Source organism: Bradyrhizobium sp. Ai1a-2 (genome assembly GCF_000426245.1).
Lineage (GTDB): Bacteria > Pseudomonadota > Alphaproteobacteria > Rhizobiales > Xanthobacteraceae > Bradyrhizobium.
In genome coordinates this window covers 1-25,160 of record NZ_AUEZ01000055.1, presented here as the reverse complement: position 1 = coordinate 25,160, position 25,160 = coordinate 1, and the positions used below count along the sequence as shown (strand labels likewise).

27 protein-coding genes are annotated in these 25,160 nt (G+C 63.7%); 15 read left to right on the top strand and 12 right to left on the bottom strand.

Translation table 11 applies throughout. The annotated features are described in order from the left end of the window. Window positions 1-90: 90 nt before the first annotated feature. From K288_RS0129125 to K288_RS0129100, 6 genes are all read right to left on the bottom strand, one after another. On the bottom strand, window positions 91-1,176 hold the full coding sequence (locus tag K288_RS0129125) for a DUF2855 family protein (protein ID WP_027582732.1): 1,086 nt from the start codon (window positions 1,174-1,176) through the stop codon (window positions 91-93). 251 nt (window positions 1,177-1,427) lie between these two features. Continuing rightward, window positions 1,428-2,789, bottom strand: coding sequence for an FAD-binding oxidoreductase (locus K288_RS0129120; protein WP_027582731.1), 1,362 nt, complete (start codon window positions 2,787-2,789; stop codon window positions 1,428-1,430). Window positions 2,790-2,897: 108 nt separating this feature from the next. Then, window positions 2,898-3,704: an AraC family transcriptional regulator gene (locus tag K288_RS49765; RefSeq protein ID WP_152535730.1), complete on the bottom strand. Its 807-nt coding sequence runs from the start codon at window positions 3,702-3,704 to the stop codon at window positions 2,898-2,900. A gap of 271 nt (window positions 3,705-3,975) precedes the next feature. Beyond that, a complete protein-coding gene (locus tag K288_RS0129110; protein WP_343208725.1) occupies window positions 3,976-5,544 on the bottom strand; it encodes an acyl-CoA synthetase in 1,569 nt (522 codons plus the stop codon). Next, the gene (locus K288_RS0129105; RefSeq protein WP_027582728.1) at window positions 5,534-6,715 is read right to left on the bottom strand and encodes an ABC transporter substrate-binding protein; all 1,182 of its coding nucleotides are present in this window, start codon (window positions 6,713-6,715) and stop codon (window positions 5,534-5,536) included. The genes K288_RS0129110 and K288_RS0129105 overlap by 11 nt, the downstream gene beginning before the upstream one ends. Window positions 6,716-6,809: 94 nt before the next feature. Then, a complete protein-coding gene (locus K288_RS0129100) occupies window positions 6,810-7,784 on the bottom strand; it encodes a nitronate monooxygenase family protein (protein ID WP_027582727.1) in 975 nt (324 codons plus the stop codon). 132 nt (window positions 7,785-7,916) lie between these two features. Between K288_RS0129100 and K288_RS0129095 the strand changes: the two genes are divergently transcribed. Next, the gene (locus tag K288_RS0129095) at window positions 7,917-8,804 is read left to right on the top strand and encodes a LysR family transcriptional regulator (protein ID WP_027582726.1); all 888 of its coding nucleotides are present in this window, start codon (window positions 7,917-7,919) and stop codon (window positions 8,802-8,804) included. 119 nt (window positions 8,805-8,923) lie between these two features. After that, the gene (locus K288_RS0129090; RefSeq protein WP_027582725.1) at window positions 8,924-9,439 is read left to right on the top strand and encodes a hypothetical protein; all 516 of its coding nucleotides are present in this window, start codon (window positions 8,924-8,926) and stop codon (window positions 9,437-9,439) included. Between the two features lie 96 nt (window positions 9,440-9,535). On the opposite strand, the gene K288_RS0129085 is transcribed toward K288_RS0129090, so the two are convergent. Then, window positions 9,536-10,204 carry a DNA-3-methyladenine glycosylase gene (locus K288_RS0129085; RefSeq protein ID WP_027582724.1) on the bottom strand — a complete coding sequence of 223 codons (669 nt, stop codon included), beginning with the start codon at window positions 10,202-10,204 and terminating at the stop codon, window positions 9,536-9,538. A 141-nt stretch (window positions 10,205-10,345) separates the two neighbouring features. Between K288_RS0129085 and gluQRS the strand changes: the two genes are divergently transcribed. Together gluQRS and K288_RS0129075 are read left to right on the top strand one after the other, a co-directional pair. After that, entirely contained in the window at window positions 10,346-11,218 is an 873-nt protein-coding gene (gene gluQRS / locus K288_RS0129080; RefSeq protein ID WP_027582723.1) for a tRNA glutamyl-Q(34) synthetase GluQRS, read from the top strand. Window positions 11,219-11,309: 91 nt separating this feature from the next. Continuing rightward, window positions 11,310-12,560, top strand: a complete 1,251-nt coding sequence (locus K288_RS0129075; protein ID WP_027582722.1) for an ATP-binding protein — start codon at window positions 11,310-11,312, stop codon at window positions 12,558-12,560. Here K288_RS0129075 and K288_RS0129070 read toward each other — a convergent pair. Continuing rightward, on the bottom strand, window positions 12,487-13,380 hold the full coding sequence (locus tag K288_RS0129070; RefSeq protein WP_027582721.1) for a YihY/virulence factor BrkB family protein: 894 nt from the start codon (window positions 13,378-13,380) through the stop codon (window positions 12,487-12,489). The two genes, K288_RS0129075 and K288_RS0129070, sit on opposite strands and share 74 nt — an antisense overlap. 121 nt (window positions 13,381-13,501) lie before the next feature. Between K288_RS0129070 and K288_RS0129065 the strand changes: the two genes are divergently transcribed. From K288_RS0129065 to K288_RS0129040, 6 genes are all read left to right on the top strand, one after another. Next, window positions 13,502-13,696, top strand: coding sequence for a twin transmembrane helix small protein (locus tag K288_RS0129065; protein ID WP_027582720.1), 195 nt, complete (start codon window positions 13,502-13,504; stop codon window positions 13,694-13,696). A 164-nt stretch (window positions 13,697-13,860) separates the two neighbouring features. After that, window positions 13,861-14,433: a cob(I)yrinic acid a,c-diamide adenosyltransferase gene (locus K288_RS0129060; RefSeq protein WP_027582719.1), complete on the top strand. Its 573-nt coding sequence runs from the start codon at window positions 13,861-13,863 to the stop codon at window positions 14,431-14,433. Between the two features lie 209 nt (window positions 14,434-14,642). Then, window positions 14,643-15,392, top strand: coding sequence for an electron transfer flavoprotein subunit beta/FixA family protein (locus K288_RS0129055; RefSeq protein ID WP_027582718.1), 750 nt, complete (start codon window positions 14,643-14,645; stop codon window positions 15,390-15,392). Beyond that, window positions 15,393-16,343, top strand: coding sequence for an FAD-binding protein (locus K288_RS0129050; protein WP_027582717.1), 951 nt, complete (start codon window positions 15,393-15,395; stop codon window positions 16,341-16,343). Between the two features lie 241 nt (window positions 16,344-16,584). Next, window positions 16,585-17,466: a 3-hydroxybutyryl-CoA dehydrogenase gene (locus K288_RS0129045; RefSeq protein ID WP_027582716.1), complete on the top strand. Its 882-nt coding sequence runs from the start codon at window positions 16,585-16,587 to the stop codon at window positions 17,464-17,466. A 189-nt stretch (window positions 17,467-17,655) separates the two neighbouring features. Then, on the top strand, window positions 17,656-17,844 hold the full coding sequence (locus K288_RS0129040) for a putative motility protein (RefSeq protein WP_027582715.1): 189 nt from the start codon (window positions 17,656-17,658) through the stop codon (window positions 17,842-17,844). On the opposite strand, the gene K288_RS0129035 is transcribed toward K288_RS0129040, so the two are convergent. Next, window positions 17,841-18,518 carry a TlpA disulfide reductase family protein gene (locus K288_RS0129035; protein WP_027582714.1) on the bottom strand — a complete coding sequence of 226 codons (678 nt, stop codon included), beginning with the start codon at window positions 18,516-18,518 and terminating at the stop codon, window positions 17,841-17,843. The two genes, K288_RS0129040 and K288_RS0129035, sit on opposite strands and share 4 nt — an antisense overlap. Before the next feature lie 120 nt (window positions 18,519-18,638). Between K288_RS0129035 and argH the strand changes: the two genes are divergently transcribed. The 3 genes from argH to lysA all read left to right on the top strand — a co-directional run bounded on the left by argH (window position 18,639) and on the right by lysA (window position 21,674). Further along, window positions 18,639-20,036 (top strand): argininosuccinate lyase, encoded by a 1,398-nt coding sequence (argH, locus tag K288_RS0129030; RefSeq protein WP_027582713.1) that lies wholly within the window; start codon window positions 18,639-18,641, stop codon window positions 20,034-20,036. Between the two features lie 92 nt (window positions 20,037-20,128). After that, window positions 20,129-20,401 carry a lipoprotein gene (locus K288_RS0129025; protein ID WP_027582712.1) on the top strand — a complete coding sequence of 91 codons (273 nt, stop codon included), beginning with the start codon at window positions 20,129-20,131 and terminating at the stop codon, window positions 20,399-20,401. Between the two features lie 7 nt (window positions 20,402-20,408). Next, the gene (gene lysA / locus K288_RS0129020) at window positions 20,409-21,674 is read left to right on the top strand and encodes a diaminopimelate decarboxylase (RefSeq protein WP_027582711.1); all 1,266 of its coding nucleotides are present in this window, start codon (window positions 20,409-20,411) and stop codon (window positions 21,672-21,674) included. A 4-nt stretch (window positions 21,675-21,678) separates the two neighbouring features. On the opposite strand, the gene K288_RS0129015 is transcribed toward lysA, so the two are convergent. Beyond that, entirely contained in the window at window positions 21,679-22,161 is a 483-nt protein-coding gene (locus K288_RS0129015; protein ID WP_152535727.1) for a hypothetical protein, read from the bottom strand. Continuing rightward, the gene (locus tag K288_RS0129010; RefSeq protein WP_027582709.1) at window positions 22,139-22,993 is read right to left on the bottom strand and encodes a hypothetical protein; all 855 of its coding nucleotides are present in this window, start codon (window positions 22,991-22,993) and stop codon (window positions 22,139-22,141) included. The genes K288_RS0129015 and K288_RS0129010 overlap by 23 nt, the downstream gene beginning before the upstream one ends. Window positions 22,994-23,366: 373 nt before the next feature. On the opposite strand from K288_RS0129010, the gene K288_RS0129005 reads away from it, so the two are divergent. After that, entirely contained in the window at window positions 23,367-23,594 is a 228-nt protein-coding gene (locus tag K288_RS0129005; protein WP_027582708.1) for a hypothetical protein, read from the top strand. Window positions 23,595-23,794: 200 nt separating this feature from the next. Here the strand turns inward: K288_RS0129005 and K288_RS0129000 are convergent, their stop codons facing one another. After that, a complete protein-coding gene (locus K288_RS0129000; protein ID WP_027582707.1) occupies window positions 23,795-24,703 on the bottom strand; it encodes an NAD(P)-dependent oxidoreductase in 909 nt (302 codons plus the stop codon). A 183-nt stretch (window positions 24,704-24,886) separates the two neighbouring features. Here K288_RS0129000 and K288_RS0128995 point away from each other — a divergent pair. Further along, window positions 24,887-25,160: IS5 family transposase (locus K288_RS0128995; protein WP_027582706.1), on the top strand; the 274-nt coding region annotated here is incomplete at its 3' end.

Genomic DNA, 25,160 nt, shown 5'->3' with positions numbered 1-25,160 from the left:
CGAAGCACGATCTCATCTCTTGTTCAGCATGATCTCCGCGCAAACGCTTCGCGTTTGTCGCGAGGGAAAGCCGGTTCCCACTTTTCCGGATCATGCATGGAGCGACAGGATGTGTCCTAGATCCGGTGGCACACGGCCGTTGAGGGTATCAAAATAGGCTGCCTGCACGGCGGCAGGCCCGCGACCCTCGGTCACGTTGAGCCATTGTTCGAGCTTTGGCGCGAAGCCGGACCAGGCTGGGCCGAAACGGGTCTCGATTCCGCCCGGTCCCCACTCCTTGGCGCGCTTGCGGATCTGCTCGGGCGCGGAGAACCAGCTCGGCCTGGCGCCCGGCAGCTCCGGCTCGTTTTCCGACGAGCGACGATGCGTCAGTCCGACGCGCCCCGAATATTTCATCTGCGCGCCGAAATGTCGGTGCAGCGTTTCACGCAGGCCGCTGTTGCCGGCCATGTCCACGAACGCCGCCGGTCGATCGGCGGCCAGGGACGCGACGCGATCATAGGTGACGACGTCGTCATAGCAGCCGAGCGAATTCACGAAGCCCGTATTGGCCGCTGATGTCAGGCCGATCACCCTGATGCCTCTGGCGTGCAGGAGATGCGCGAGCCCAAAGGCGGTCTTGCTGGAGGCGGAGGAGAGCATCACGCTCTCCGCGCCGAAAAATCCGTTCTCGGCGAGGAAGTCATCAACCAGGAACGACAGCATGAACAACGGCCGCAGCAAGGCCTGGTAGTCGCCCTGCCGCCCGGCAAAGGCGGAATTGCCGCTCACGCGCGCATAGGCATTGTAGACCGGCGCCACGCCTTGCCGATGTGCGGCGCCGTCGCGCAGACCGCGCTTGCTGACATCGGCGGCTTCGATCACAAGGTGCGTCGCCATCGGGAAATAGCCGAACAATCGTTCGCCTTCGGCAACGTTCGGATGGCGGGAGGCGAGCACCTCGCCAAATCCCCACACCGGGATGTTGCCAAACCCATCCGGTGCGGGGAAGAGCTGCCAGTACTTCAACTCGTCGCCGAGCACCGCATAGGTGATGTTGTTGGCGGTCAGCGCAAAGCTCGTCACTTTGACCAGCAGCGTCTCGCTCGGAAGCGCGGCGGCATCAGGCACCGTCTGCTCGATGAACTTGTATTGCTTGAGATCATTGCGGGCGACGACGAAGTCGGTCGATTTCATGGCGGCGGCTCCGGCTCGTGACGTGCCGCCATCTTTGCGTCGGGCGATGGAGGTTTTGCAACAGCAACATAGTTTAAAACGCTGTTCGCTTCCGGCTGCTCGGATGAGGCGGGTGTCGGCCTGACCAGCCGCTTGAAATTGTGGGCGCGAGGCCGAGGCAGACGCGGAGCTGCCCTCTTCACCCCGAGAGCAGTCAGCATGAACACGACCGCAGTACTAACAACATGAATCAGCATGCGTATCCTCAATGCTCAAGCGGAACGCGGCAGCGGAATGGCGGAAGAGAAAACGTTGTCGGGATCGTAGCGGTGCTTGATCTCCATCAGCCGCCCGGCGTTGCCGCCGTAGCTCTGTCTTGCGCGATCGAGCTCATCCTTGCCGAGAAAGTTCGGGTAACCGCCGGGCAGTGCGGCGGCGAAGGCCTCGCGCGTGGCGTGCATCCAGTTCCGGTGCCGTGGCATGTCGCCGGCGTCGGATTGATCCGGGAAGCTTGCCAGGATTTCGACCAGCAGATGATCGCGGCGCAGTCCGAAGGCCGTCGCGGCCTCGGTGACACTTGACGCAGCGCCGCGGAATTCGTGGGTGATGATCGCGCAGCCCGGCGAGACGGTGTTTTCCATCGCATAGACGAACGCGTCGATGGCGTTGCGGTCGAGCGACGGCAGCCAGCAACTATCCATCACTGTCTGCAATCCGTTGGCGATGTAGGGATCGAACATGCCGAGCAGAGCCCCATAGGATTTCCGTTCGATTCCGCCCGCGAGCAGCGTTCCCAGTCGGGTAAATGGCCGAAGCCTTGCTTCGCCCTCTTCGGGCCGGCCACTCCAGGTTGGAACGACCAGGACCAGCATCGCGCCGCTTGGATCGGCCATAAGCGTGTGCTGCACCGTCAATTCGTCCGCTGCCTCCGCCATCAGTGCGCTGCACCGCTCCAGCACGCCGTGGGCCTCGGAAAAGGGGTAGACGAGCATGCCGGAATGAACGCTCGGCAGTTCATGGACGCGATGTCGCATCGCCGTCACCACGCCGAAATTACCGCCGCCGCCGCACAGCGCCCAGAACAGATCGGGGTTGGTCTCGCTGTCGGCATGCACGATGCGGCCATCGGCCAGCACGACTTCGGCGGCGAGCATGTTGTCGATCGCCAGTCCGAAGCGTCCGATCAGCGGACCATAGCCGCCGCCGAGCGTGAGCCCCGCGATGCCGACGCTCGAAACCGATCCTGCCACCACCGCCAGCCCGTGCGGATCGGTGACAGCAACGACATCGGCGGCGCGGGCTCCGCCTCCAATCGTGGCGCTGCTGCGGTCGGGGCTCAGCACGACGCTGCGCATGCCGCTCAAGTCGATCACGAGTCCGTCGCAGAGCGCACGGCCCGCCCAGTCATGGCCGCCGCCGCGAACCGACAATGGCAGCTCGCGCTCGCGCGCGGCGCGAATCGCATCCTGAACGTCCCTGGCGGTTCGGCAATGCACGACCGCGCCGGGCGTGACGCCGACCTGCTTGGCCCAGATGCTGGTCGCCGCCGCATAGCGACCATCGCCAGGCAATGACACCAGTCCAAGCAAGTCCTCGCTCAGGCCGCGACAGGCGGCATCGATCGTGTCAGACATGGCTTCACTCTCCTGTGATCGACGCGAGCGAGATGCTCGGCGTTGTCTGTCGATTTACGGAGAAGCGGGCCCTGCGTTCGTGAAGATTCCTGCGGTTTTGCTCCGTACTTAGGCGAATTCGGAGGGCGCGACGCCGTAGACGCGTCGGACCCATCGCGACAAATGGCTCTGATCCGCAAATCCAGTGTCGGCTGCGATCTCGGCGAGGCCCATTCGTCCCTCGCGCATATGCCGTGCCGCCGCCTGCAGGCGGAGATGGACGACGTAGCGATACGGCGTCACGCCGACCGACCGGGTGAATACGCGCGTAAAATGGAACGAGCTGCGGCCGTCGAGTGCGGCCAGATCGGCGACCTCGATCGGCTCGGCGAGGTTGGTGAGCACATAGTCTCTGATCCGCTGCAGCGCGCCTCGACCGAGCCGGCCGCGAAGGGGGCTTCGGGGCGTCGACGTATAGTTGGACACCAGGCGGCCGATGAAGCGGCTGGCGGCTTCGCTCCAGAACAGCGGGCCATTCGGATAGCCTTGGGCGCTCTCAGCGGCCAGTGACTGCGCGACCTGCTGAAGCGTCTGATCATATCCCGACAGCCGCTCCGGAAGCTCCGCTTCGAGCGCAGAATCTTCCGCGGCGGCAAGCACAAGCTGGGTCGGCTTGACGGCGATCAGCAGCATATCGGCCGTGCCCTCGGCATCGGCGGAAGAGTCCACGCCGGCCGGACAGATCGCGAGCGCGCCCTGGGCCGTCTCGTGCTGCAGCCGCCGTCCGGCCATTCGGCAATCGAGCCACAAATGAGGTGACATCTGAAAGAAGACGAAATGCTGCTCCGTGGTGGCGCTGAAATGCGCTCCACCGTCGAATAGCGCTCGGAATACACGGATACCGCTTTCGCCCGCCGGACCGTCCGCTTGGGACATCGTCGGCGGCCTGCCATCCCTCTGAGCCCAACGCACCTGACCGAACTTCGTCACCCCGATCACGCTCCGTCTTGCTTATTTGGGCATGATCTCCGCGCAAACGCTTCGCGTTTGTCGCGGGGGAAAACCGGTATCCACTTTTCCGGATCTTGCCCAGCAATGCAGTAAACAATGCCGCAAAGTTGGGCGCAGACCGAGGCCGCGAAAGGGCGACGAAGCCGTTCCTAACGCACACGTGAAAAGGCGTGAGAGCGCCTTTGTCCCGGCCGTGTCACACGGCTGCGCGCAGCGTGCCTTCGCGATGCAGATCGCGCAGCTTGCGCTTGAATATCTTGCCGGTGGCCTCGCGCGGCAGCGCGTCCACGAACTGGATGTCCTTGGGCACCTTGAAGTTAGCAAGCTTGCTGCGCAGAAAATCCTGCACGGCGGCGACCGACAGCGTCGCGCCCGGCTCAGGCTCGATGCAGGCGAACAGCCGCTCGCCATATTCGTCGTCAGCGACGCCGAACACCGCGCAGTCGCGCACGCCTTCCATGCCGATCAGCGCGTTCTCGATCTCGGCGGGATAGATGTTGACGCCGCCCGAGATCACCATGTCGCGCTTGCGGTCGCACAGGAACAGATAGCCGTCCGCATCGAGATAGCCGACGTCGCCGACGCTGACGAGGCCCTCACGCCCGGCCTCGGCGCGCGCCTTGGCATTGCCCTGATAGTCGAAATCCGGGATCGTCGTCTGCCGCATGAAGATCTCGCCGGGCTCGTTGACGTCGCATTCCGTCCCGTCGGGGCGGAAGATCTTCACGATGCCGCCCTCGATCACGCGGCCGACGGTGCCGGGCTTTGCGAGCGCCTCCGCCGCCGAATGCCAGACCGGAATCCCGGTCTCGGTGGAGCCCAGGTATTCGTTTATCACCAGTCCCCACCAGTCGATCATCGCGCGCTTCACATCCTGCGGACAGGGTGCGGCGCCATGAATGATGAAGCGCAGCGAGGAGACGTCGTAGCGCCGTCTCGTTTCCTCCGGCAGCCGCAGCAGCCGCACGAACATCGTCGGCACCATGTGCATGTGGGTGACGCGGTAGCGCTCGGTAAGCTGCAGCAGATCCTCGGGATCGAAGCGCGGCTCGAGCACAATGGTGCAGCCGCAGCGGAACGCCAGCATGCCGTAGCTGTGCGGCGCCGAATGATACATCGGCCCATTCATCAGGACGACCTGGTTGTCGTTCGGCTTGATGCCGTAGGCGATCGTGGCGACGCGGACTGCCGCGGCCTGCAGTTCGGGCGGCATCGGCTTGCGCCGCACGCCCTTGGGCTGGCCCGTGGTGCCCGAGGTGTAGAACATCGCCGCAGCGCCGATCGGGGCATCGGTCAAGGGCGCATGCGTGTCGCGCCAGAGGTCCCAGTCGGTCAGGCCGTCGGGCACCTGCGTCAGTTCAGGCGGCACACCGTAGGCCGCGGCGATCTCGGGTGGCGTCGCCACGACCAGAAGCTTGAGCCCGGCGGGCAGCCCATCGCGTATCTGCGGCAACAGATCGGCGTGACAGATCAGGACATCAGCACCGCTGTCGGCGAGGATGTAGGTGACTTCCTCGGCCTTGAGGTGCCAGTTGATCGGTACGGTCGGGCTGCCGAGCGCGGCGGAGGCGGCCACCGCCTCGAACAGCGCGAAGTCGTTGCGCAGCATCATCGCGACCGGCTGGCGATCGCGCACGCCAAGCGCACGCAACCCGGATGCCGCGCGGGCGATGCGCTCGTTGATCTCGCCATAGCCGATCCGGCGTTCACCGCTGACGATCATCTCGCGCTCCCGATCGTTTCCGTCATCATGCTCAGCGGTCATCCAGGATCTCGCCGAAGCTTACCCAGCTTTTGCCGTTGAAGCGCCGCAACTGCAACTGCTGGAACGGCAGATAATCATCCGGACCGGTCGATACCGTCACGCCCGGCAACAATAGCGGCAGCTTGACCTCGCGGAGCGAGGTCGCCTGGCGCAGGACGTTCTCGCGGCTGAAATCATCCTTGCATGCCCTGAGCGCAGTCATCAGAAGCGTCGCATAGTGATAGCCGGCGGCGTAGTTCGAATTGTTCAGGTCGGCATTCGGCAGATATTGCTTCATGAACGCAAGATATTCTTTCACGCCTGCGTCATCGGCCCACTGCACGTCCATCGTATCCTTTTGATTGCTCGAAGAGATCAGGCCGACCGCATTCTCCAGTCCCGCCGGCTCCAGGAACGAGATCGAGGAAGCCGAGGTCGGCACGAAGAACAGCTCGGGCTTCCAGCCCAGCTCTGCTACGCCCTTGATCGACTGCGAGGTGAATTTCCCGAGCACCACGGCGAACAGCACGTTGGCGCCTGAGGCCTTCAATGTTGCCAATTGCGAGCTGATGGTCGGCGCGCTGGTCTCGTAGCTCGCTTCCGCGACGATCATGCTGGCGGCCTTGGGGCCGAGCGCGCGCTTGAAGCCGGCGACATAGTCGCGGCCGAAATCGTCGTTCTGGGAGAGGATCGCGATCCTGGCGTCGGGCTTGGCCTGCAGCACATATTTGGCATAGACCACGCCCTCGGATTCGTAGGCGGCCATGCCGGGCATGGTCCAGGGGAAGTTCTTCGGGTCGGCCCATTTGGTCGCGCCGCTCAAAAGGAACAGTTGCGGGACCTTCTTGCCGTTGAGATAGCGGTGCACGGCGCTGTTGGTCGCAGTGCCGAGCGAGCCGAACATCATCTGCACCTCTTCCTGCTCGACCAGCTTGCGGGTCTGCTCGACCGTCTTGGGCGGCGAATAGGCGTCGTCCAGCGTGATGAACTTCACCTTGTGGCCATCGATGCCGCCTTCGGCATTGACCTTGGCAAAAAAGGCTTCCTGCGTCCGTCCGATGGTACCGAAGCCCGACAGCGGTCCGCTATAGGGCAGGGTCTGGCCGATGCGGATATCTTCCTTGTCATCGGCGAAGGCCGTCGTGATCGCACCCAGCGTAAACAGGACGGCGAGTGTGTGCCGCAGCTTCATGGTCTCTCTCCCGATGATCAATAGAGTGTCTTGTTGATTTTGGAGCGGCTGGTGCCACTTCTCCCTCTCCCCGTTCTTACGGGGAGAGGTGAAATCACGCGCTCGCGCGTCTCAGGAAATCACCGCTCGCTTCGCCGAATTCCGCCTTGAGCCGCGCCACCAGTTCGGCGACCGGCGGCGCATCCGCGATCTGGCCGATGCCCTGGCCCGAACCCCAGATGTCGCGCCACGCCTTGGCTTTCATGTTGCCGCCGGAGCCGAAGTTCATCTTCGACTTGTCGGCGACAGGCAGATTGTTTGGATCGAGACCGGCCGCCGCGATCGACGGTCCGAGGTAGTTGCCGTGCACGCCGGTGAAGAGGTTCGAATAGACGATGTCGTGGGCGGCATGCTCGGTCAGCGCCTGCTTGTAGCGCGGATCGGCGTTGGCCTCTTGGGTGGCGATGAAACGGGTGCCCATGTAGGCGAGGTCGGCGCCGAGTGCGAGCGCGGAGGCGATGCTCCAGCCGTCGGAGATGGCGCCCGACAGCAGGATGGTGCCCTTGAACCATTGCTTGACCTCGCGCACCAGCGCGAACGGCGACAGCGTGCCGGCATGCCCGCCGGCTCCGGCGCAGACCAGGATCAGGCCGTCGACGCCCTGCTCGGCGGCTTTCCGTGCATGCTTGACGTTGATGACGTCGTGAAACACCACGCCGCCATAGGAATGCGCGGCTTCGACGATTTCCGACGGCGGCCGCAGCGAGGTGATGATGACAGGCACCTTGTGCTTTACGCAGGTTTCCATGTCCCGCATCAGCCGGTCGTTGGAGGCGTGGCAGATCTGGTTGACCGCGTAAGGCGCGACCTTCTTGTCCGGATGTTGCGCCTTGTATTCACCGAGCTCGTCCTCGATCTGCGTCAGCCATTCGTCGAGCTTCCCGGCGGGTCTGGCGTTCAGCGCCGGAAACGAGCCGACGATGCCGGCCTTGCACTGGGCGATCACGAGATCGGGCCCTGACACGATGAACAGTGGCGAGCCGACCACCGGCAATTCGAGACTGTTGGCGAGAAAAGCGGGCAGCGTCATTTCCTGGGTCCTCCGGTGCCTGCGGCATCTTGATCTTGACGCTGTCAATATAGGGCTGGACGAAGCGATGGTGCCGTTCAATATTGAACAGTCATTTCAGCAGGAATGAACAGGCTATCGCGAGGCCGCCGGATGGATTGGGACCTGTGCAAGACCTTTGTCGCCGTGGCGGAGACCAGGAGTTTCGCCGCTGCCGGGCGCCGCCTGCGCGCGAGCCATCCGACCGTCGGCCGCAAGATCGCAGCGCTGGAGAAGCAGCTCGGCACCCGCCTGTTCGCGCGATCCAATGATGGATTGTCGCTGACCTCCCAGGGGCGCAAGTTTCGCGAGCATGCCGAAGCCATGGCGGCCGCGGCGCTGCGCGCCGAGGCCGCGGCTTCCGCAACCGGCGAGCAGGCCAGAGGCGTCGTGAAGCTGTCGATCGGCGCGACGCTGGCGGCGCACTGGCTGATGCCGCGGCTCGGGCCGTTCCTGCGCGATCACGACCATATCCAGCTCGAGGTCATCACCCATCCGTTTCCGGCGAGCGTGCGCCGCCGCGAGGCCGATGTCGTGCTGCGGCCGGTCGACGCCGGCGAGGAGAACCTGATCGGCCGCAGAATAGGCCGGCTCGGCACCGGGTTCTACGCCTCGCGCGACTATGCCGCGCAGCGCAAGCTGCCAGAGCGGCGCGACGAATGGCGCGGGCACAGCGTCATCGGTTTTGCCGACCAGGCGTCGAACGCGCACCTGGCACGCTGGAGCGATGTCATCACGCGGCAGGGAACGGTCGTGATGCGCTGCTCGTCGCAAGGCGACATGCTGGCCGCCGCGCGCGCCGGGCTCGGCATCTCGGCGCTATCGTGCTTTGTCGCGGAAAGCTACCCGGATCTGGTGCGGGTCGCGCCGCAGAAGCTCGCCAGCGTCTCCGATCTCTGGCTGCTCGCGCATCCCGACCTGGTCGAGCTGCCCGCCGTGCGCGCCGTGATCGCCTTCGTCACCGCCAGTGCCCGCGAAGACCGCACCAAGCTCCGCGGCTAGCCCTCGTAGCCCGGGTTACGGGCCCGTCCAGTGAACTTTCGCCGTCCGCCGCGCTTGTCGAGTACGGCACCCTCGCAAGCGCTCTTCCCAAGGCCGCAAAGGACATCAGGCTTACAATCATGCGCCGACGCCCTGTAAAGGTTGCAGTCAACGACAAGATGCAGCGTGGGTACCGCTACGTCCTCACCGAGCCTGTCGGTCGCAATTTCGATCCGGAATTTCGTCCCGAACTTACCCCGAAGCAGATGCTGGCACTCGGCATATTCTGCGGCAAGTACATGACGGACTGCCGCAAGGAATTTCCGGCCAGCTGGTTTGCGGGCGCCCGGCTTTCACGCTCGGCGCGCGACTGCTCGCTGAATTACTTTGGCGTCAACGCGAGTCAGCCTCTTTCGGTCTGGCGAAAGAAAGGATGGATCCATCCCGACGATCCGCGCGGATGGTTTCAGTGGTATTGCCGCTATTACATGGGCCGTCGAATACCACCGGAGGATGCGCGGCAGATCAGGCGCTGGAAGGCGATCCGGCGACATATCGCTCAGATCAAGCGCAGTTGCGAGCCCGGCGATCTGACGTGCAGGCCGCGGCAACGCCAGGCGTTGCTCCATTGGGCCTACGACAGCCGCAAACTTTGATACATAGACCGTAGCCCGGGTGGAGCGCAGCGCAACCCGGGACACCTGCGTCCACGTTGACGAGCGGTCCCGGGTTACGCTGGCGCTTCACCCGGGCTACGGCTCTGCACTCCCTTTCGAAGCTGCAATGACGCCTTCGCGCTTCTTCAGCACACGGTAATAGGCCCACCACAGATGCGCAGCGGCGCCGCGCAAGGGGCGCCATGGCTCGGCCAGCGGCGCCATTTGCTTGGCGGTCGGTCGCTCCTTCAGCCCCAATCCGATCTTCACCGCTTCCTGCACGGCGAGGTCGCCTGCCGGCCAGGCGTCGCCATGGCCGAGGCAGAACAACAGGTAGATGTCCGCGGTCCATGGACCGATGCCGGGCAGCGCGGTCAGCGTGTTGTGGGCGATGTCGGCCTCTTCGCTCGCGAGCACGTCGAGGTTCAGCCGTTCGGCGGCGAGCTCGCGCGCGATGTGCTTCAGCGTCTTGATCTTCGCCGCCGACAGGCCGAGCCGGCCAAGGCGGTCGGCGCGCGCTTTGCTGATCGCATCATGATGAAAGGGATCGAACGCCTTGCTGACCCGGCCCCAGATCGCCGCGGCGCTCGCGGTCGAAAGCTGCTGGCCGCAGACGATCGCGGCAAGCCCGGCAAAGCCCGGCTCGCGCTGCCGCAGCGCCGGCATGCCGGTGAGTTGCAGGACCGGCTTCAGCCGCTTGTCCTGCTTTACAAGAGTTTCGATTGCGTCTTCGAGGTCTGACTGGGTTTCGAAGTGGATGAGCATGGAAAGAACAGTCTCGTCGCGTCATGCGCGGGCGCCTGTCCCCGACCTGATCGGGGATGACCCCGCGCATTCATCTGCTATCGTAAGAGTCCTAGAGGATGGATTGCCGGGTCAAGCCCGGCAATGACGAATTCCAATACAATGTCGCCACCCGTTTTCCGATTCGCGCCGAGCCCGAACGGCTATCTTCATCTCGGCCACGCTTTTTCGGCGTTGTTGAATTTTGACCTCGCGCGCGAGGCCAAGGGACGATTCCTGCTGCGGATCGAGGACATCGATCCGACGCGCTGCCGCCCGAAGTTCGAGAGTGCGATCTACGAGGACCTCGCCTGGCTCGGCATCTCCTGGGAGACGCCGGTGCGGCGGCAGTCGGAGCATTTCGACGCCTATCGCAAGGCGGTCGAGCAATTTGCGGCTCAGGGCCTGCTCTATCCGAGCTTCGAGAGCCGCGCCGAAATCGCGCTCCTGGTCGCCGAGCGCGAGGCGGTTGGACCGTGGCCGCGCGATCCCGACGGCGCGCCGCTTTATCCGGGTGCCGCGAAATCGCTGCCTGAGCCGGAGCGGCAGCGACTGATCGAGGCGGGCGCGCCTTACGCGCTGCGGCTGGACATGGCGGCCGCCCGTGAGCGGGCGAAACATCTGAGCTGGACTGAACAGGGCGAGGGGCCCGGCGGCGAGCACGGAACCGTACCCGCCCGGCCGGAAGCGTGGGGCGACGTTGTCCTGGCGCGCAAGGAGACGCCGACCAGTTATCACCTCTCGGTCGTGATCGACGACGACCTGCAGGGGGTGACTGACGTTGTCAGGGGGCAGGACCTGTTCTGGTCGACCAGCGTGCACCGGCTGCTGCAGGCGCTGCTCGGCATCGCGCCGCCGACCTACCGGCACCACCGGCTGATCTGTGATTCGGCCGGGCAGAAACTGTCGAAATCGACCACGGCGACCGCATTGCGGGAACTGCGCGCCGGTGGCGCGACGCCCGTTGATATCCGCCGTCTCGTCGGTCTGTCCTGATTTACCGAACGGCCAAGTCGGCCAAAGGTCTCCGTGACTCGGATGGCCCTGGCATGCCATTCTGCCGGCCGGGGCAGGGTTTACGGTAATCATGGCGGCAAGATCGCGCGTTGGGCGCACCATTCGGCATCCCAAGAAGACGCCGTCGCGGAAGCGTGTCTTGAAGGCGGCAAAAGCACGCCGCGGGCGCGCGTCTGCCAAGGCGGGGCCCGGCGTGGTCGAAACCGCGCTGGCGGCTTTCGCGCATGAGGTGCGCACCCCGCTCACCGGCATTCTCGCGATCAGCAACCTGCTTGCGACCTCCGACCTCGACGAGCGCGAGCGGCGCTGGGTCGATACCATCCAGGCCGGCGCCGAGCATCTGGCTAGCCTTGCGACCCTGTTCGTCGATGCGGCGCGAAGCCGCGGCCCGGGTCTCGAGGTCCGGCAGGATTTCTTCGACCTGCGCACGCTTGCCCGCAATGCCGGGAATTCGCTGACGGGGCGAGCGGCGGCCAAGGGCCTGCAGGCCTCGGTCGATATCTCCGAGAAGCTGCCCGCGTTCGCCGTCGGCGATGCCATTCGGCTGCGCGCGGCGCTGGAGAACCTGATCGACAATGCGATCAAGTTCACCGAACGGGGGTCGGTCGCGTTCGAGGTCGCGCCGATGCGCGCCGGGAAGGGCAAGATCGGGGTCGCCTTTGCGGTCTCCGACAGCGGCATCGGGCTTTCGCTCGCCGAGATCAAGCGCCTGTTCCGTCCGTTTTCGCAGGCCAATGTCTCGATCGCCTCGCGCTTCGGTGGCGCCGGTCTCGGCCTGTCCTCGGTCAAGCAGCTTGCGCGGGCGATGGGTGGCGACATCGTCGCCAGGCAGCGGCGGGGCGGCGGCACCACCTTTACGCTGACGATCGTGCTGGCATCCGCCGGCGAACCCGCGGTAACCAAAGGCGATGCCGAAAGTGACGTTCCAGCGGGGTCGCCGCGTGCGCTGCGGCTGCTGAGCGTCGAGGACAATCCGTTCGGCCGCGTCGTGCTCAACACCATCCTCACCGAGCTCGGTCATCAGGCGGAGTTCATCGGCGAGGGGGAAGCAGCGCCGGAGCGGCTTCAGCAGGGCGCCTTCGACGCCGTGCTGATGGACATGGTGCTGCCCGGCATCGACGGGGTCGAGGCGATCAGGCATATCCGTGCGCTTCAGCTGCCGCTCGGCCGCATTCCGATCATCGGGATTTCCGGCCGCAGCGAGGACGAGGCAGCCTCGCGCGCGGCCGGTGCCGACGCGTTCCTGGTCAAGCCTGTGAGTCCACGTGCTTTAGCGACTGCGCTGCTTGAAGCGACACGCCGTTCGGCAGGCGCGACTTGATGATCGCTGCGTTCAATTCGCCGCCATAGACGAAGATCGCGGCGATGAAATACAGGAACACCAGCGCGATGATCACCGACGCGAGCCCCGCATACATCGTCACGTAATTGTTGGCGAAGCGCGCCAGGTATTGACCGAACACGATACCTGATATCAGCGAGGCCACCATCGTGAAGATGATGCCGGGCAGGATCTGCAGGAAGCTGCGGCGCCCCGCGGGCAGCCAGGCGTGCAGGATGAACAGCGCGACGGTCAGCGCCGTGATCGTGATGCCGTAGCGCGCAATGTTGACGATGCGCTCGTTGCTCTCGACGAAGAATGGAATGTACAGCCGGGCCGTCTCGAGCATGAGCGGACCGAGCACGATCAGGAACGCCATTGCGAGCGAGGTGATGGCGGCGACCAGGGTGTAGCCGATCGATTCGAGTCGGAGCCAGTACCAGCGCCGCAACTCGACCACGGCATAGGCGCGGTTCAACGCCACCCGCAGCGCCTCGACGCCGTTGGAGGCGAAATACACCGCGAGCGCCGCGCCGACGGTCAGGATGTCACCGCGCGTGGTCGTCAGGACGTCGTGGACCTGGCTCGACAGCGTGTCGGCGACTTGTTTGGGCCAGGTCTGCAGCAGCAGGCTGGCGGCCTGGTCGGCCAGTTCCTTGGAGCCGAAAAAGCCGGCGAGGGAGGTCAGCACGATCAGGAACGGGAACAGCGCCATCAACGTCGACAGCGCGATATGGCTCGCAATCGCCCAGCCGTCGTCGGCGAGGAACGTGTAGAACGCATCCATCACGACGCGGTAGACGTAGTGAACCTGCTTCACTTCCCACCCTGATCCGGCCAGCCGAGGCCGCACACCAGCTTCCGATATAATCGCGCCAAACGCCAGATCGTTGCATTTGCCCGATGTGGCGCTTCGGATATCGCGGTGTTATGTAGGGTTGATGGCATCCCTCTTAAGTACGTTCATCCTCCCCATCGCGGTCGGCGCTGTCGGTCTGGTCCTGTTGCTCGGTCTTGCCAACATGATGCGCGGCGGCTCGCCGAACACCTCGCAGAAATTGATGCGACTGCGCGTCTTGCTGCAATTCGTCGCCATCGTGATCGCGATGCTCGCGGTCTGGGCGATGGGCCGCTAGTTCTTACCTCTCCCAAGGGGAGAGGTCGGATCGCGCAAGCGATCCGGGTGAGGGGTTGAGGTCCCTCGCTTTACCGTAATCCCTCACCCGGCGCTTCGCGCCGACCTCTCCCTACGGGAGAGGTGGTCACGAAGGCCGGAGCTGAACATTCGACGGAGCTGAACATGGTCGTGCTCAACAAGATCTATACGCGCACGGGCGATGACGGCACCACCGCGCTTGGAAGCGGCGAGCGCCGGCCGAAATATGATCTGCGCGTCAGCGCCTATGGCACGGTGGACGAGACCAATGCGGCGATCGGCGTGGTTCGGCTTCATCTTGCGGATAGCCCCGCGCTCGACCGCATGCTCGGCCTGATCCAGAACGATCTGTTCGATCTTGGCGCCGATCTCGCCGTGCCCCAGCGCGAGGGCAAGGCGGAGCGCTTGCGGATGCTGGCGAGCCAGGTCGAGCGGCTCGAGCGCGACATCGACACGCTCAATGCCGAGCTCGCGCCGTTAACCTCATTCGTACTTCCTGGCGGCACCCCGGCGGCGGCCTATCTGCACCTCGCCCGCACGATTTGCCGCCGGGCGGAACGGGTCATGGTGGAACTTGCTGCGCGACCGGACGAGCCGGTTAGCGAGGCTGGCATCCAGTATATGAACCGCCTGTCGGATTTCCTGTTTGTCGCCAGCCGCTTCCAGAACGACAAGGGCGCCGGCGACGTGTTGTGGGTGCCCGGCCAGAACCGCTAGAGCCGTTTTGAAGCGGTGTGGAGAAAGCGCGTCAAAAACAAGAACCTGGGGCTTCGGTTCTGATGCAATCAGAACCGGATATGCTCTAGAATGGGTCTGAAATCCCCGGGGCCGATTTTTGGCTTTCGCGCGTTGACCGCCGATAACGGGACCTTTAGGTTCCGCGCCCAAGCCAACCAACCCCCTAATTTCAAAGCGAAAGAGGATCGATGAAGGTTCTTGTGCCGGTAAAGCGGGTCGTCGACTACAACGTCAAGGTCCGCGTCAAGGGTGACGGATCGGGCGTGGAACTCGCCAACGTCAAGATGTCGATGAACCCGTTCGACGAGATCGCGGTCGAGGAAGCGTTGCGGCTCAAGGAGGCCGGCAAGGCGACCGAAGTCGTGGTGGTGTCGATCGGCCCGGCGCAGGCCTCCGAGACCATCCGCACCGGCCTTGCGATGGGCGCCGACCGCGGCATCCTGGTCAAGGCCGAGGGCACGGTGGAGCCGCTCGCGGTCGCCAAGCTCCTGAAGTCGGTGGTCGAGGCGGAGAAGCCCGGTCTCGTCATTCTCGGCAAGCAGGCGATCGACGACGACAGCAATCAGACCGGCCAGATGCTGGCCGCGCTGCTCGGCTGGTCGCAGGCGACGTTCGCGTCCAAGCTCGAAGTCGAAGGTTCTGACTTCAAGGTGACGCGCGAGGTCGACGGCGGCCTGCAGACGGTCAAGCTGAAGGGCCCGGCGATCGTTACCACCGACCTTCGCCTGAATGAGCCGCGCTACGCGTCGCTGCCAAACATCATGAAGGCGAAGAAGAAGCCGATCGACGAGAAGAACGCCGCGGATTACGGCGTCGATCTCACGCCGCATCTCGAAATCCTCAAGACTTCGGAACCGGCAGGCCGCAAGGCGGGCGTCAAGGTCAAGGACGTCGCCGAACTGGTGTCGAAGCTCAAGACCGAAGCCGGGGTTCTCTAAATGACGACATTGCTGATTGCCGAACACGAACACGAGAAGCTCAAGGACGTCACCAACAAGGCGCTGACCGCCGCCAGCCAGTTGGGCGGCGACGTGCATGTGCTGGTCGCCGGCGGCGGCCAGGGCACCAAGGCGGCGGCCGAAGCGGCGGCGAAGCTCGCCGGAGTCAACAAGGTGCTGGTGGCCGAAGGCGAAGCCTATGCGCACGATCTCGCCGAGCCACTTGCCGCGCTCATCGTCTCGCTGGCGCCGTCCTATGATGCGATCGTCGCGCCCGCGACCTCGCGTTTCAAGAACGTGATGCCGCGCGTTGCGGCCCTGCTCGACGTCATGCAGGTCTCCGAGATCATCAAGGTGGTCGCGCCCGACACGTACGAGCGTCCGATCTACGCCGGTAACGCGATCCAGACGGTGAAGTCCAAGGACGCCAAGAAGGTGATCACGGTCCGTACCTCGACCTTCGCGGCGGCGGGCGAGGGCGGCAGCGCGCCGGTCGAGACGGTAGCGGCTGCGGCCGATCCCGGCCTCTCCAGCTTCCTCGGCGAAGAGGTCGCCAAGAGCGACCGTCCGGAGCTCGCCTCGGCCAAGATCATCGTCTCCGGTGGCCGCGCCATGCAGAGCCGGGAAAATTTCGCCAAGTACATCGAGCCGCTCGCCGACAAGCTCGGCGCGGGCGTCGGCGCCTCGCGCGCCGCCGTCGATGCCGGCTATGCGCCGAACGACTGGCAGGTTGGCCAGACCGGCAAGGTGGTGGCGCCGGAACTTTATGTCGCAATCGGCATCTCCGGCGCAATCCAGCATCTGGCCGGCATGAAGGACTCCAAGGTGATCGTCGCGATCAACAAGGACGAGGACGCGCCGATCTTCCAAGTCGCCGACTACGGCCTGGTCGCCGACCTCTACCAGGCGGTTCCGGAGCTGACCGAGGCGCTCGGCAAGCTCGGAAAATAAGCAAAGCGAACACCGGCCGGACGATTCAGTCCCGGCCGGTGTTCGTGTTTTTGAATGGCGTTTTTCGGCGAAGCAGGTACCTTCGCCCGAAGCATGATCAGGACCTAAGGCGCCGCCTCGGCGCTAAGTGGGCTCGGTTTATGAAAAAGATCATGCGCAAACGTAAGACTTGTCGGATATAGGGGACATTGTAGGGACTTGGGCGAAGCGCGATGGACGCGCCGTCCCGGTGGATGAGAACATGACGGTCGCAATCAAGAAGGTCGGCGTGATCGGCTCGGGTCAGATGGGTAACGGTATTGCCCATGTGGCGGCGCTTGCGGGCTTCGACGTGCTGCTCAACGATATTTCCGCCGATCGCGTGAAATCGGCGCTCGCAACCATCAACGGCAACCTGTCGCGCCAGGTGGCCAAGAAAACCATCACCGAGGAGCAGCGCAAGCAGGCGCTGTCCCGGATCGTTGCGACTGACAGCCTCGACGATCTGGCGGATTGCGATCTTGTGATCGAGACCGCGGTCGAGAAGGAAGAGACCAAGCGCAAGATCTTCCACGATCTCTGCGCGGTCCTGAAGCCGGAAGCGATCGTCGCCTCCAACTCCTCATCGATCTCGATTACGCGGCTTGCCGCCTCTACCGACCGCCCCGAGCGCTTCATCGGCATTCATTTCATGAATCCGGTGCCGCTGATGGAATTGGTCGAACTGATCCGCGGCATCGCCACCGACGATGCGACCTTCGAGGCCTCCAAGGAGTTTGTCGGCAAGCTCGGCAAGCAGGTCGCGGTGTCGGAGGATTTCCCGGCCTTCATCGTCAATCGCATCCTGCTGCCGATGATCAACGAGGCGATCTACACGCTCTATGAGGGCGTCGGGAACGTCGAGGCGATCGACGCGGCGATGAAGTTAGGCGCCCACCATCCGATGGGCCCGCTCGAACTTGCCGATTTCATCGGGCTGGACACCTGCCTGTCGATCATGCAGGTGCTGCATGAGGGGCTCGCCGATTCAAAATACCGGCCGTGCCCGCTGCTGGTGAAATACGTGGAGGCCGGCTGGCTTGGCCGCAAAACCCAGCGCGGCTTCTACGACTACCGCGGCGAAAAACCGGTCCCGACACGCTAGAGCTTCGGTTCTGATTGAATCAGAACCGAAGCTCTAGATTCTTGTTTTGACGCGTTTTCTTCACGCGAACCGGTATCCACTTCGCTCGAAAACGCTCTACCCATCCTACGCACCACGTCGCGGGCGCGCCGGGAAACATTCGTTAACCCCCCGCCGCCTATGGTGCGCCCGAAATCGGGAGTACCGCGTATGGAGATGATGAGCATGGTCTCGGGCATTCTGGCCATGCAGGCCGGCGGCCTGCAGTCGCAGGTCCAGACCTCGATCATCAAATCCAATGCGGATGCCGAGAAATTCGCGGTCCAGACCCTGCTCGGCGCGCCATCCACGGCCAATCTGGCGCCGGGCGTCGGCGGCAATCTCAATCTGGTAGCCTAAATCCCGGCCGCCGCCGGCTGCAGGGCGGCCGTGATCAGCTTGACGGCGTCATTGCTCGCCCATTCGGCCGGACCCGCAATGGTCGCGATCTCGCAGCCCTTGCCGTCGACCAGCATCGAGGTGGGCATCCCAAGCGCCTTGCCTATGCTCTTAAGGTCCTGGAAAACCTTGGCTTTCGTGTCGCTGAAATAGCTGAGCCGGGTCAGATTGGCGTCCTTGAGGAAGTTCTTCGGCTTGTCGAAGTCGCGGGTGTCGATGTTGATCGCCACCACCTCGAAATCCTTGCCGCCAAGCTTGGCCTGCAGCTCGTCCAGCGCCGGCATCTCCTTGCGACAGGGCACGCACCAGGTGGCCCAGAGGTTCACCAGCACGGTCTTGCCGCGCCAGTCGGACAACTTCCTTGGCTTGCCCTCGCCGTCCTCGAAGGCGAGATCCGGGACCCGCAAGGGCTTCGTCGCCATCGTCAGCGCGGCGAGTTCGCCCTGCGCCAGCGGGCTCAGCCGCTTCGCCAGATCGACTGCGCTGCTGCAGGTCGGATCGCCGGACGGGCCGCGCCCCATCAGCCCGCCAAATCCGGAGACGCCGGCATAGCCGATCAGCGCGCCGACCAGCACTGCGCCGATCACGAGCGGGATCCGGCGCGTGGCGCCACGGGACGGGGGAGTTTCGGGCATATCGTTTGTCATTCCGCGTCAGATATGGCTAAGCAGGGCCCGCGCCGGCGGCAGGTCGGTTGTGACGGTCGGCGATCAAGGGCTGGGCCTGAAATCTTAAGAAGTCGTGAGCGAGCAATCATGAGCAACAAGATGTGGGGCGGGCGGTTCTCCGAACGTCCCGACGCGATCATGGAGGAAATCAACGTCTCCATCGACGTCGATCGTCACCTTTATGCCCAGGACATTGCCGCGTCCAAGGCCCACGCTGCGATGCTCGCCGCGCAAGGCATTATCACTGCGTCTGATGCGAAAAATATAGGCAAAGGTCTAGACACGATTTTGTCAGAAATCGACAAGGGATCGTTCGATTTCAAGCGCGCGCTCGAAGATATCCATATGAACGTCGAGAGCCGGCTGTCGGACTTGATCGGCCCTGCCGCCGGCCGGCTGCACACCGCGCGCTCCCGCAACGACCAGGTTGCGACCGACTTCCGTCTCTATATCCGCGACACGATCGACGAGCTGGACGCGGGGCTGGCCGCGTTCCAGCAGGCGCTGGTCGCGCGCGCGCTGGAACACGCCGGAACGGTGATGCCGGGCTTCACCCACCTGCAGACCGCCCAGCCCGTTACCTTCGGGCATCATCTGCTGGCCTATGTCGAGATGGCGGCGCGCGACCGCGGCCGCTTCACTGACGCCCGCAAGCGGCTGAACGAATCGCCGCTCGGCGCCGCCGCGCTCGCCGGCACCTCGTTTCCGATCAATCGGGCCGCAACGGCAAAATCGCTCGGCTTCGACCGTCCGATGGCCAATTCGCTCGACGCGGTCTCCGACCGCGATTTTGTCCTGGAAACCCTGTCGGCCGCCGCGATCACGGCCGTGCACCTGTCGCGATTCGCCGAGGAAATCGTGATCTGGACCTCGCCGCTGGTCGGCCTGGTCCTGCTCAGCGACAAGTTCACCACCGGCTCCTCGATCATGCCGCAGAAGCGCAACCCTGATGCTGCGGAACTGGTGCGCGCCAAGACCGGCCGCGTGATCGGCGCGCTCACCGCGCTCCTGATCGTGATGAAGGGCCTGCCGCTCGCCTATCAAAAGGACATGCAGGAGGACAAGCAGGGCGCGATGGAAGCCTTCGCCGCGCTCTCGCTCGCGATTCGCGCCATGACCGGCATGGTCGCCGATCTCGTGCCGGATGAGGCGCGGATGAAAGCTGCGGCCGGCGAGGGCTATGCTACCGCCACGGATCTGGCCGACTGGCTGGTGCGGAGCCTGAAAATGCCGTTCCGCGAGGCCCACCATGTCACCGGCCGCATCGTGGCGTTGGCCTCCCAGCAAGGCGTCGGCTTGCACGAATTGCCGCTGCAAGCGATGCAGGAGGTCGAGCCGAAGATCACCGCCGATGCGCTGAAAGTGCTGTCGGTCGAATCATCGGTGAAAAGCCGCACCAGCTTTGGCGGCACCGCGCCGAGGAACGTGCTTTCCCAGGCAAAGGCCTGGGTAAAGCGGCTGGAAAAACAGCGAAAATTGGGCTGAACGACAAATTTCGCTGTAATCTCATGGTTGTCCGGGGGCTCGCCAGAGCAAATCAATGTTTGTATGGTGCGGCCCGCATTGGGGATTTCGTCGTGACCAGTAACCACCGCCTGACCCGGTCGGGATGGGCTCTTATCCTTGTCGGCGTTGCCGCGCTGACGCTTGGCGGCTGCGGACGCAGGGGACCGCTCGACCTGCCGCCGACCGCGAGTTCGGCGCAGACGCCGGTCGCGCCGCAAGGCGATACCGAGACCCAGCGGGCAGCCCAGCCCAGCCTGTTCAATCCGAACTACGGAACAGATGCGCCGCCGGCCGCGGCCAAGGGTCGCCAGCGATCCTTCGTCCTCGACCCGCTTCTCGACTGAGCGCGCCATGAATCATTTCGACTATCGCGACGGCGTGCTGCACGCCGAAGCCGTTGACCTGTCCAGGCTCGCGGAAATCGTGGGCACGCCGTTCTATTGCTATTCGACCGCGACGCTGGAGCGCCATTACCGCGTCTTCACCGAAGCCTTCGCCGGCGAGAAGGTGCTCGTCTGCTACGCCATGAAGGCCAATTCCAACCAGTCGGTGCTGCGCACCCTGGCAAAGCTCGGCGCCGGCGCCGACGTGGTCTCGGGCGGCGAATTGAAGCGGGCGCTCGCTGCCAGCATTCCGCCGTCGAAAATCGTGTTCTCCGGCGTCGGCAAGACCGAGGCCGAGCTGCGCGCCGCGCTTGCCGCCGACATCCTCTGCATCAACATCGAATCCGAGCCCGAACTTGAATTGCTGTCGCGGCTCGCGGCCGAGATGGGCAAAACCGCGCGCATCTCGGTGCGCGTCAATCCCGACGTCGATGCCGGCACGCATGCCAAGATCTCGACCGGCAAGTCCGAGAACAAGTTCGGCATCCCGATCACGCGGGCGCGCGAGGTCTATGCCCGTGCGGCGAAGCTGCCGGGCATCGAGGTGCGAGGGGCCGACATGCATATCGGTAGCCAGATCACCGATCTCTCCAAGATGGAGACCGCGTTCCGGATCCTGGCCGAATTCGTCCAAACGCTGCGCGCCGACGGCCACAACATCTCGCACATCGATTTCGGCGGCGGCCTCGGCATCCCCTATTACATGGACCGCGAGGCGCCGCCGGCGCCGGACGCCTATGCCGCGATGGTCAAGCGCGTGACGCATAACCTCGGCTGCACCTTGATGTTCGAGCCGGGCCGGATGATCGTCGGCAATGCCGGCATCCTCGTCACCCGCGTGATCTATGTGAAGCATGGCGAGGCGAAGAACTTCGTCATCATCGACGCCGCGATGAACGACCTGATCCGGCCGACGCTTTACGAAGCGCATCACGACATCCTGCCGGTGCGGCAGGCCAAGAAGGGCGCGCCCACGATCATCGCCGACGTGGTCGGCCCGGTCTGCGAAAGCGGCGACTATCTCGCGCTCGACCGTTCGCTGCCCGAGCCCAAGCCCGGCGATCTCCTGGCGATCATGACCGCCGGCGCCTACGGCGCCGTGCAGTCCGGCAGCTACAACACCAGGCCCCTGGTGCCGGAAGTGCTGGTCAAGGACGATCAGTATGCAGTCGTGCGGCCGCGCATCGACGTCGAGGCGCTGATCGCGATGGACAAGTCCGCGCCGTGGCTGTGATTGGCTAGCTGGTTCTGGCTGGACCCTGGAGTTCACCCCACGGGAGCCGCTCTGCGTCGCAGGATGTACTCTCGGCTACGCTGATGACAGGCGAAATGTACCTGACCAGGCCAAGCTCGCGAAGGAATCTGGACCAAAGATAATCCAGCACGGTCCAGAACACGGGTTGTCGCGGATACACCTGGCCGCGAAACACCACGAACGAGCGCTTCGCGCCGGCACTAAGATGCCGAATGAGATTCGCGTTCGATCCGTCAGGGGTCAGCCTGGCGACGTGCAGTTGGCATGACTCGGTGGTGGCCCGGACGATCGGCGCGTCATTCACAAACTGGTCGGTTACGACCACCTTGAAGTGCCTGGCCTCGAGAAATCCGACCAAGTCATCTTTTACATGGCTCTTGTCATCGGCTGGGATTGCGACCTTCCATCCGATAGCCAGCAGGAGCACGATGGCGATCAACGCCCTAAATGCGCTGGAAGAGTTCACGCCTCACCCCTATCACGCAGAAGCCGACGATCAGGCCAAGTATGGTCATGTTGGCGACCGCGGCGCCCAATGGGGAATGGAACGCCTCGTAATGCCACTGGCTCCATCCCATGAAACTCATGCGCGTCACGTTCACCGCGATTACCGACACGCAGGCCATCAGGCACCACAATGGATCGTAAACTGACCTCTTGTGGCCGACGGATTGGCTGACGGTGACCCAGCAGAGAAGTGCAAGCGATACGTTGGCGATCGAAGAGCAGGCGGGCAGGATCACGAGAATTCCGGACCCGTCGGCGAAATCGACGATGTCGCCCCTCCGATGCGTGTGCAACAGCCAGCTCACGAGTGAGGCGTCGATCTGCAATATCAGGTCGGCGAAGAACTGAAACAGCAGCCGGCTCCAGAGCATGGGCACGCAGGTCGCCACCATGATCAGGGCGCCGCGCCGGGTTGAGGGGACGTCGGTGGAGAGGACCAGGTAGAGGCCGAGCGCGGTTATCCCAAACCAGCTCAGGGGACCGATGGGCAGAATGACCAATACGAGAAACGCTGCGCCGATCGCGAGTTCCGACCGGCGAATCCCGGTCGTTCGATCCTGAAGGATGAGAGCGATCCCGGCGACACACGAGACCCAGACGATGATGCTGATCTCAAACGTACTGAAGAAGGCATCTGCCCATCCAAGCCGGTCGATCGATTGGATGATGCGTGATGTGAGGCCGCTGATACAGCCGAGTGCGAAGAGCCCCGCAAAGAATTCGCCGCGCGGGAGGTCCCTCGCTATTTGCGATGCGGGACGAACGGCGATTAATTCATTTAAAATGGCCATTGCGATTTAATAACTTGTACAATTCATTTTAACCACCGGAAAATCGGTGCGACAGCCGAAGTTTTCAATGGTCGGACGAATTTCTCGGCAAAGCGCAGAAGTTTGCGGGGCCGTTTGAGCCGGAAACGGCGCGTGCTTGCGAGCAACTTTGACTTAACAGAACTGTGATCACACCATCTCACAGTCATGGAATACCGCCGGCCGACGCTCGATGTGTGGATAAGCCTCGGATAACCTGCGGTATTTCCAGCTTATCCCGTCCTCATCCATGTCATTTTCGCAGATCAGAAATTTAAATATTAAATCCCCGTTGACAGTTATTTAAATCGGAGTGAGATTAATATTATCAAATGTGGCTGAGCGGAGTGCAACAATGTCGTTACCGGGCTGGGTTCTCGCGATTTTCCTCACGATGGCTGCGGCGATCCCCGCCGGAGTGTACTTCTCGGCCTGGTTGTTCTTCCCTCCCGACCAGGTCTACCACTATGAGGGTCAGGGAACGTATCGTGGCGCTCCCGGCCCCGCCGCCGGCGCAGGACTTCCCTTCCTCGTCGCTGCGGGCGTCTATTGGTACGTCAGGCGCCGTCGCCAGCCGAAATAGCGCCCGCGATCGGCGCAGCGAAAGCTGCCGACACAGAACACGTTCGTGGAAATGCAGAAGGACCGCCGCAAGGCGGTCTTTCTTTTTGATTCAAGCATCATCTTGTTCGCGGTCGTCCCGCGACGGCGCGGACCCATAACCACAGGGGGGCGTCGTAGCGCGAGCAAGCGGTTGCAGCTCCCGCATCACTAACCCTGCGCTCACTTCGCCGCGTGGCTGCCCTTTGCCCCGCCGACCACGACGCCCGCCGCCTTCTCGATCGGCTTGATCGCGGAGGTGAAATCGGATTCCGGTCCCGCCTCGCGGATCACGGTCTCCCACAGGCGGCCGACGGCTTCGGCGACTTCCACCGACAGGCCGAGCGACTTCATCTCTTCCAGGCACAGCCGCACGTCCTTCACCATCAGGCCGGTGGCGAAGCCGAAATCGAACGTGCGCGGCAGCACCGAGCGTGGGAATTTGTCGCGGCTCGCCGTATTCATGCCCGAGCCCGCATTGATGACATCGATCATCACGGCCGGATCGAGCCCGGACTTCACGCCCATCACCACGGCTTCCGAGGTCGCGACCATCGCGGTCGCCGACAGGAAGTTGTTGGCGAGTTTCATCGTCTGGCCCGAGCCCGGCTTCTCGCCGATGAAGAACACCTTGCCGATCACGTCGAGCGCGGGCTTCAGCGTCTCGTAGTCCGCGCGCGGACCGGAGACCATCACCGCCAGCGTTCCTTTTTCGGCGCCGCCGACGCCGCCGCTGACGGGGCTGTCGATCTGCACGATGTTGCGCTTCGCCAGCAGGTCATGGATGCGCACCGCCATTTGCGAGCCGACGGTGGAGAGATCGACGAAGCGTTTGACGCGCTTGCCCTCGATCACGCCGCCGGCGCCGGTCGCGACCTCGAGCGAGGCCTGCAGTGAAGGCAGGCTCGCCATCACCGTCTCGACCCGGTCGGCGACCTCCTTCGGCGAAGACGCGGCCTGCGCGCCGCGCGCGGTCAGCCGCTCGACGGCCTCCTTGCGCGTATCGAACACGGTAAGTTGATGCCCGGCCTCGACCAGCCGGCGCGCCATCGGAAAACCCATGTTCCCGAGGCCGATGAATCCGATTTCCATGGTGTTTTTCCTCCCACCGTCATTGCGAGGCGCGAAGCGACGAAGCAATCCATCTCTCCGCACATACCGTGTGGCGATATGGATTGCGTCGCCTCGCTCGCAATGGCGATCTAGGCTGTGTGGACTCTTGGGATTCTCAAATCAGATGGAACGTGATTCAAGGCTTTCTTTTAGGAGGAAGCCTTGGGCGTTACGGATCGGCTCGTTCTGAGCGACAGGCAATGGGACCGTATCTCCGGCTTGATCATCGGTCGGCCGGACCAGCGTGGTTCGACAGGCCGCGACAACCGGATGTTTGTCGAGGGCGTGTTATGGATCGTGCGAACCGGTTCGCCGTGGCGTGATCTGCCCGAAGCGTTCGGCGAATGGAACAGCGTCTTCCGACGTTTCAGCCGGTGGAGCGCCAAGGGGGTCTGGCTAGGTATGTTCGAAGCGCTGGCGGATGATCCGGACTTCG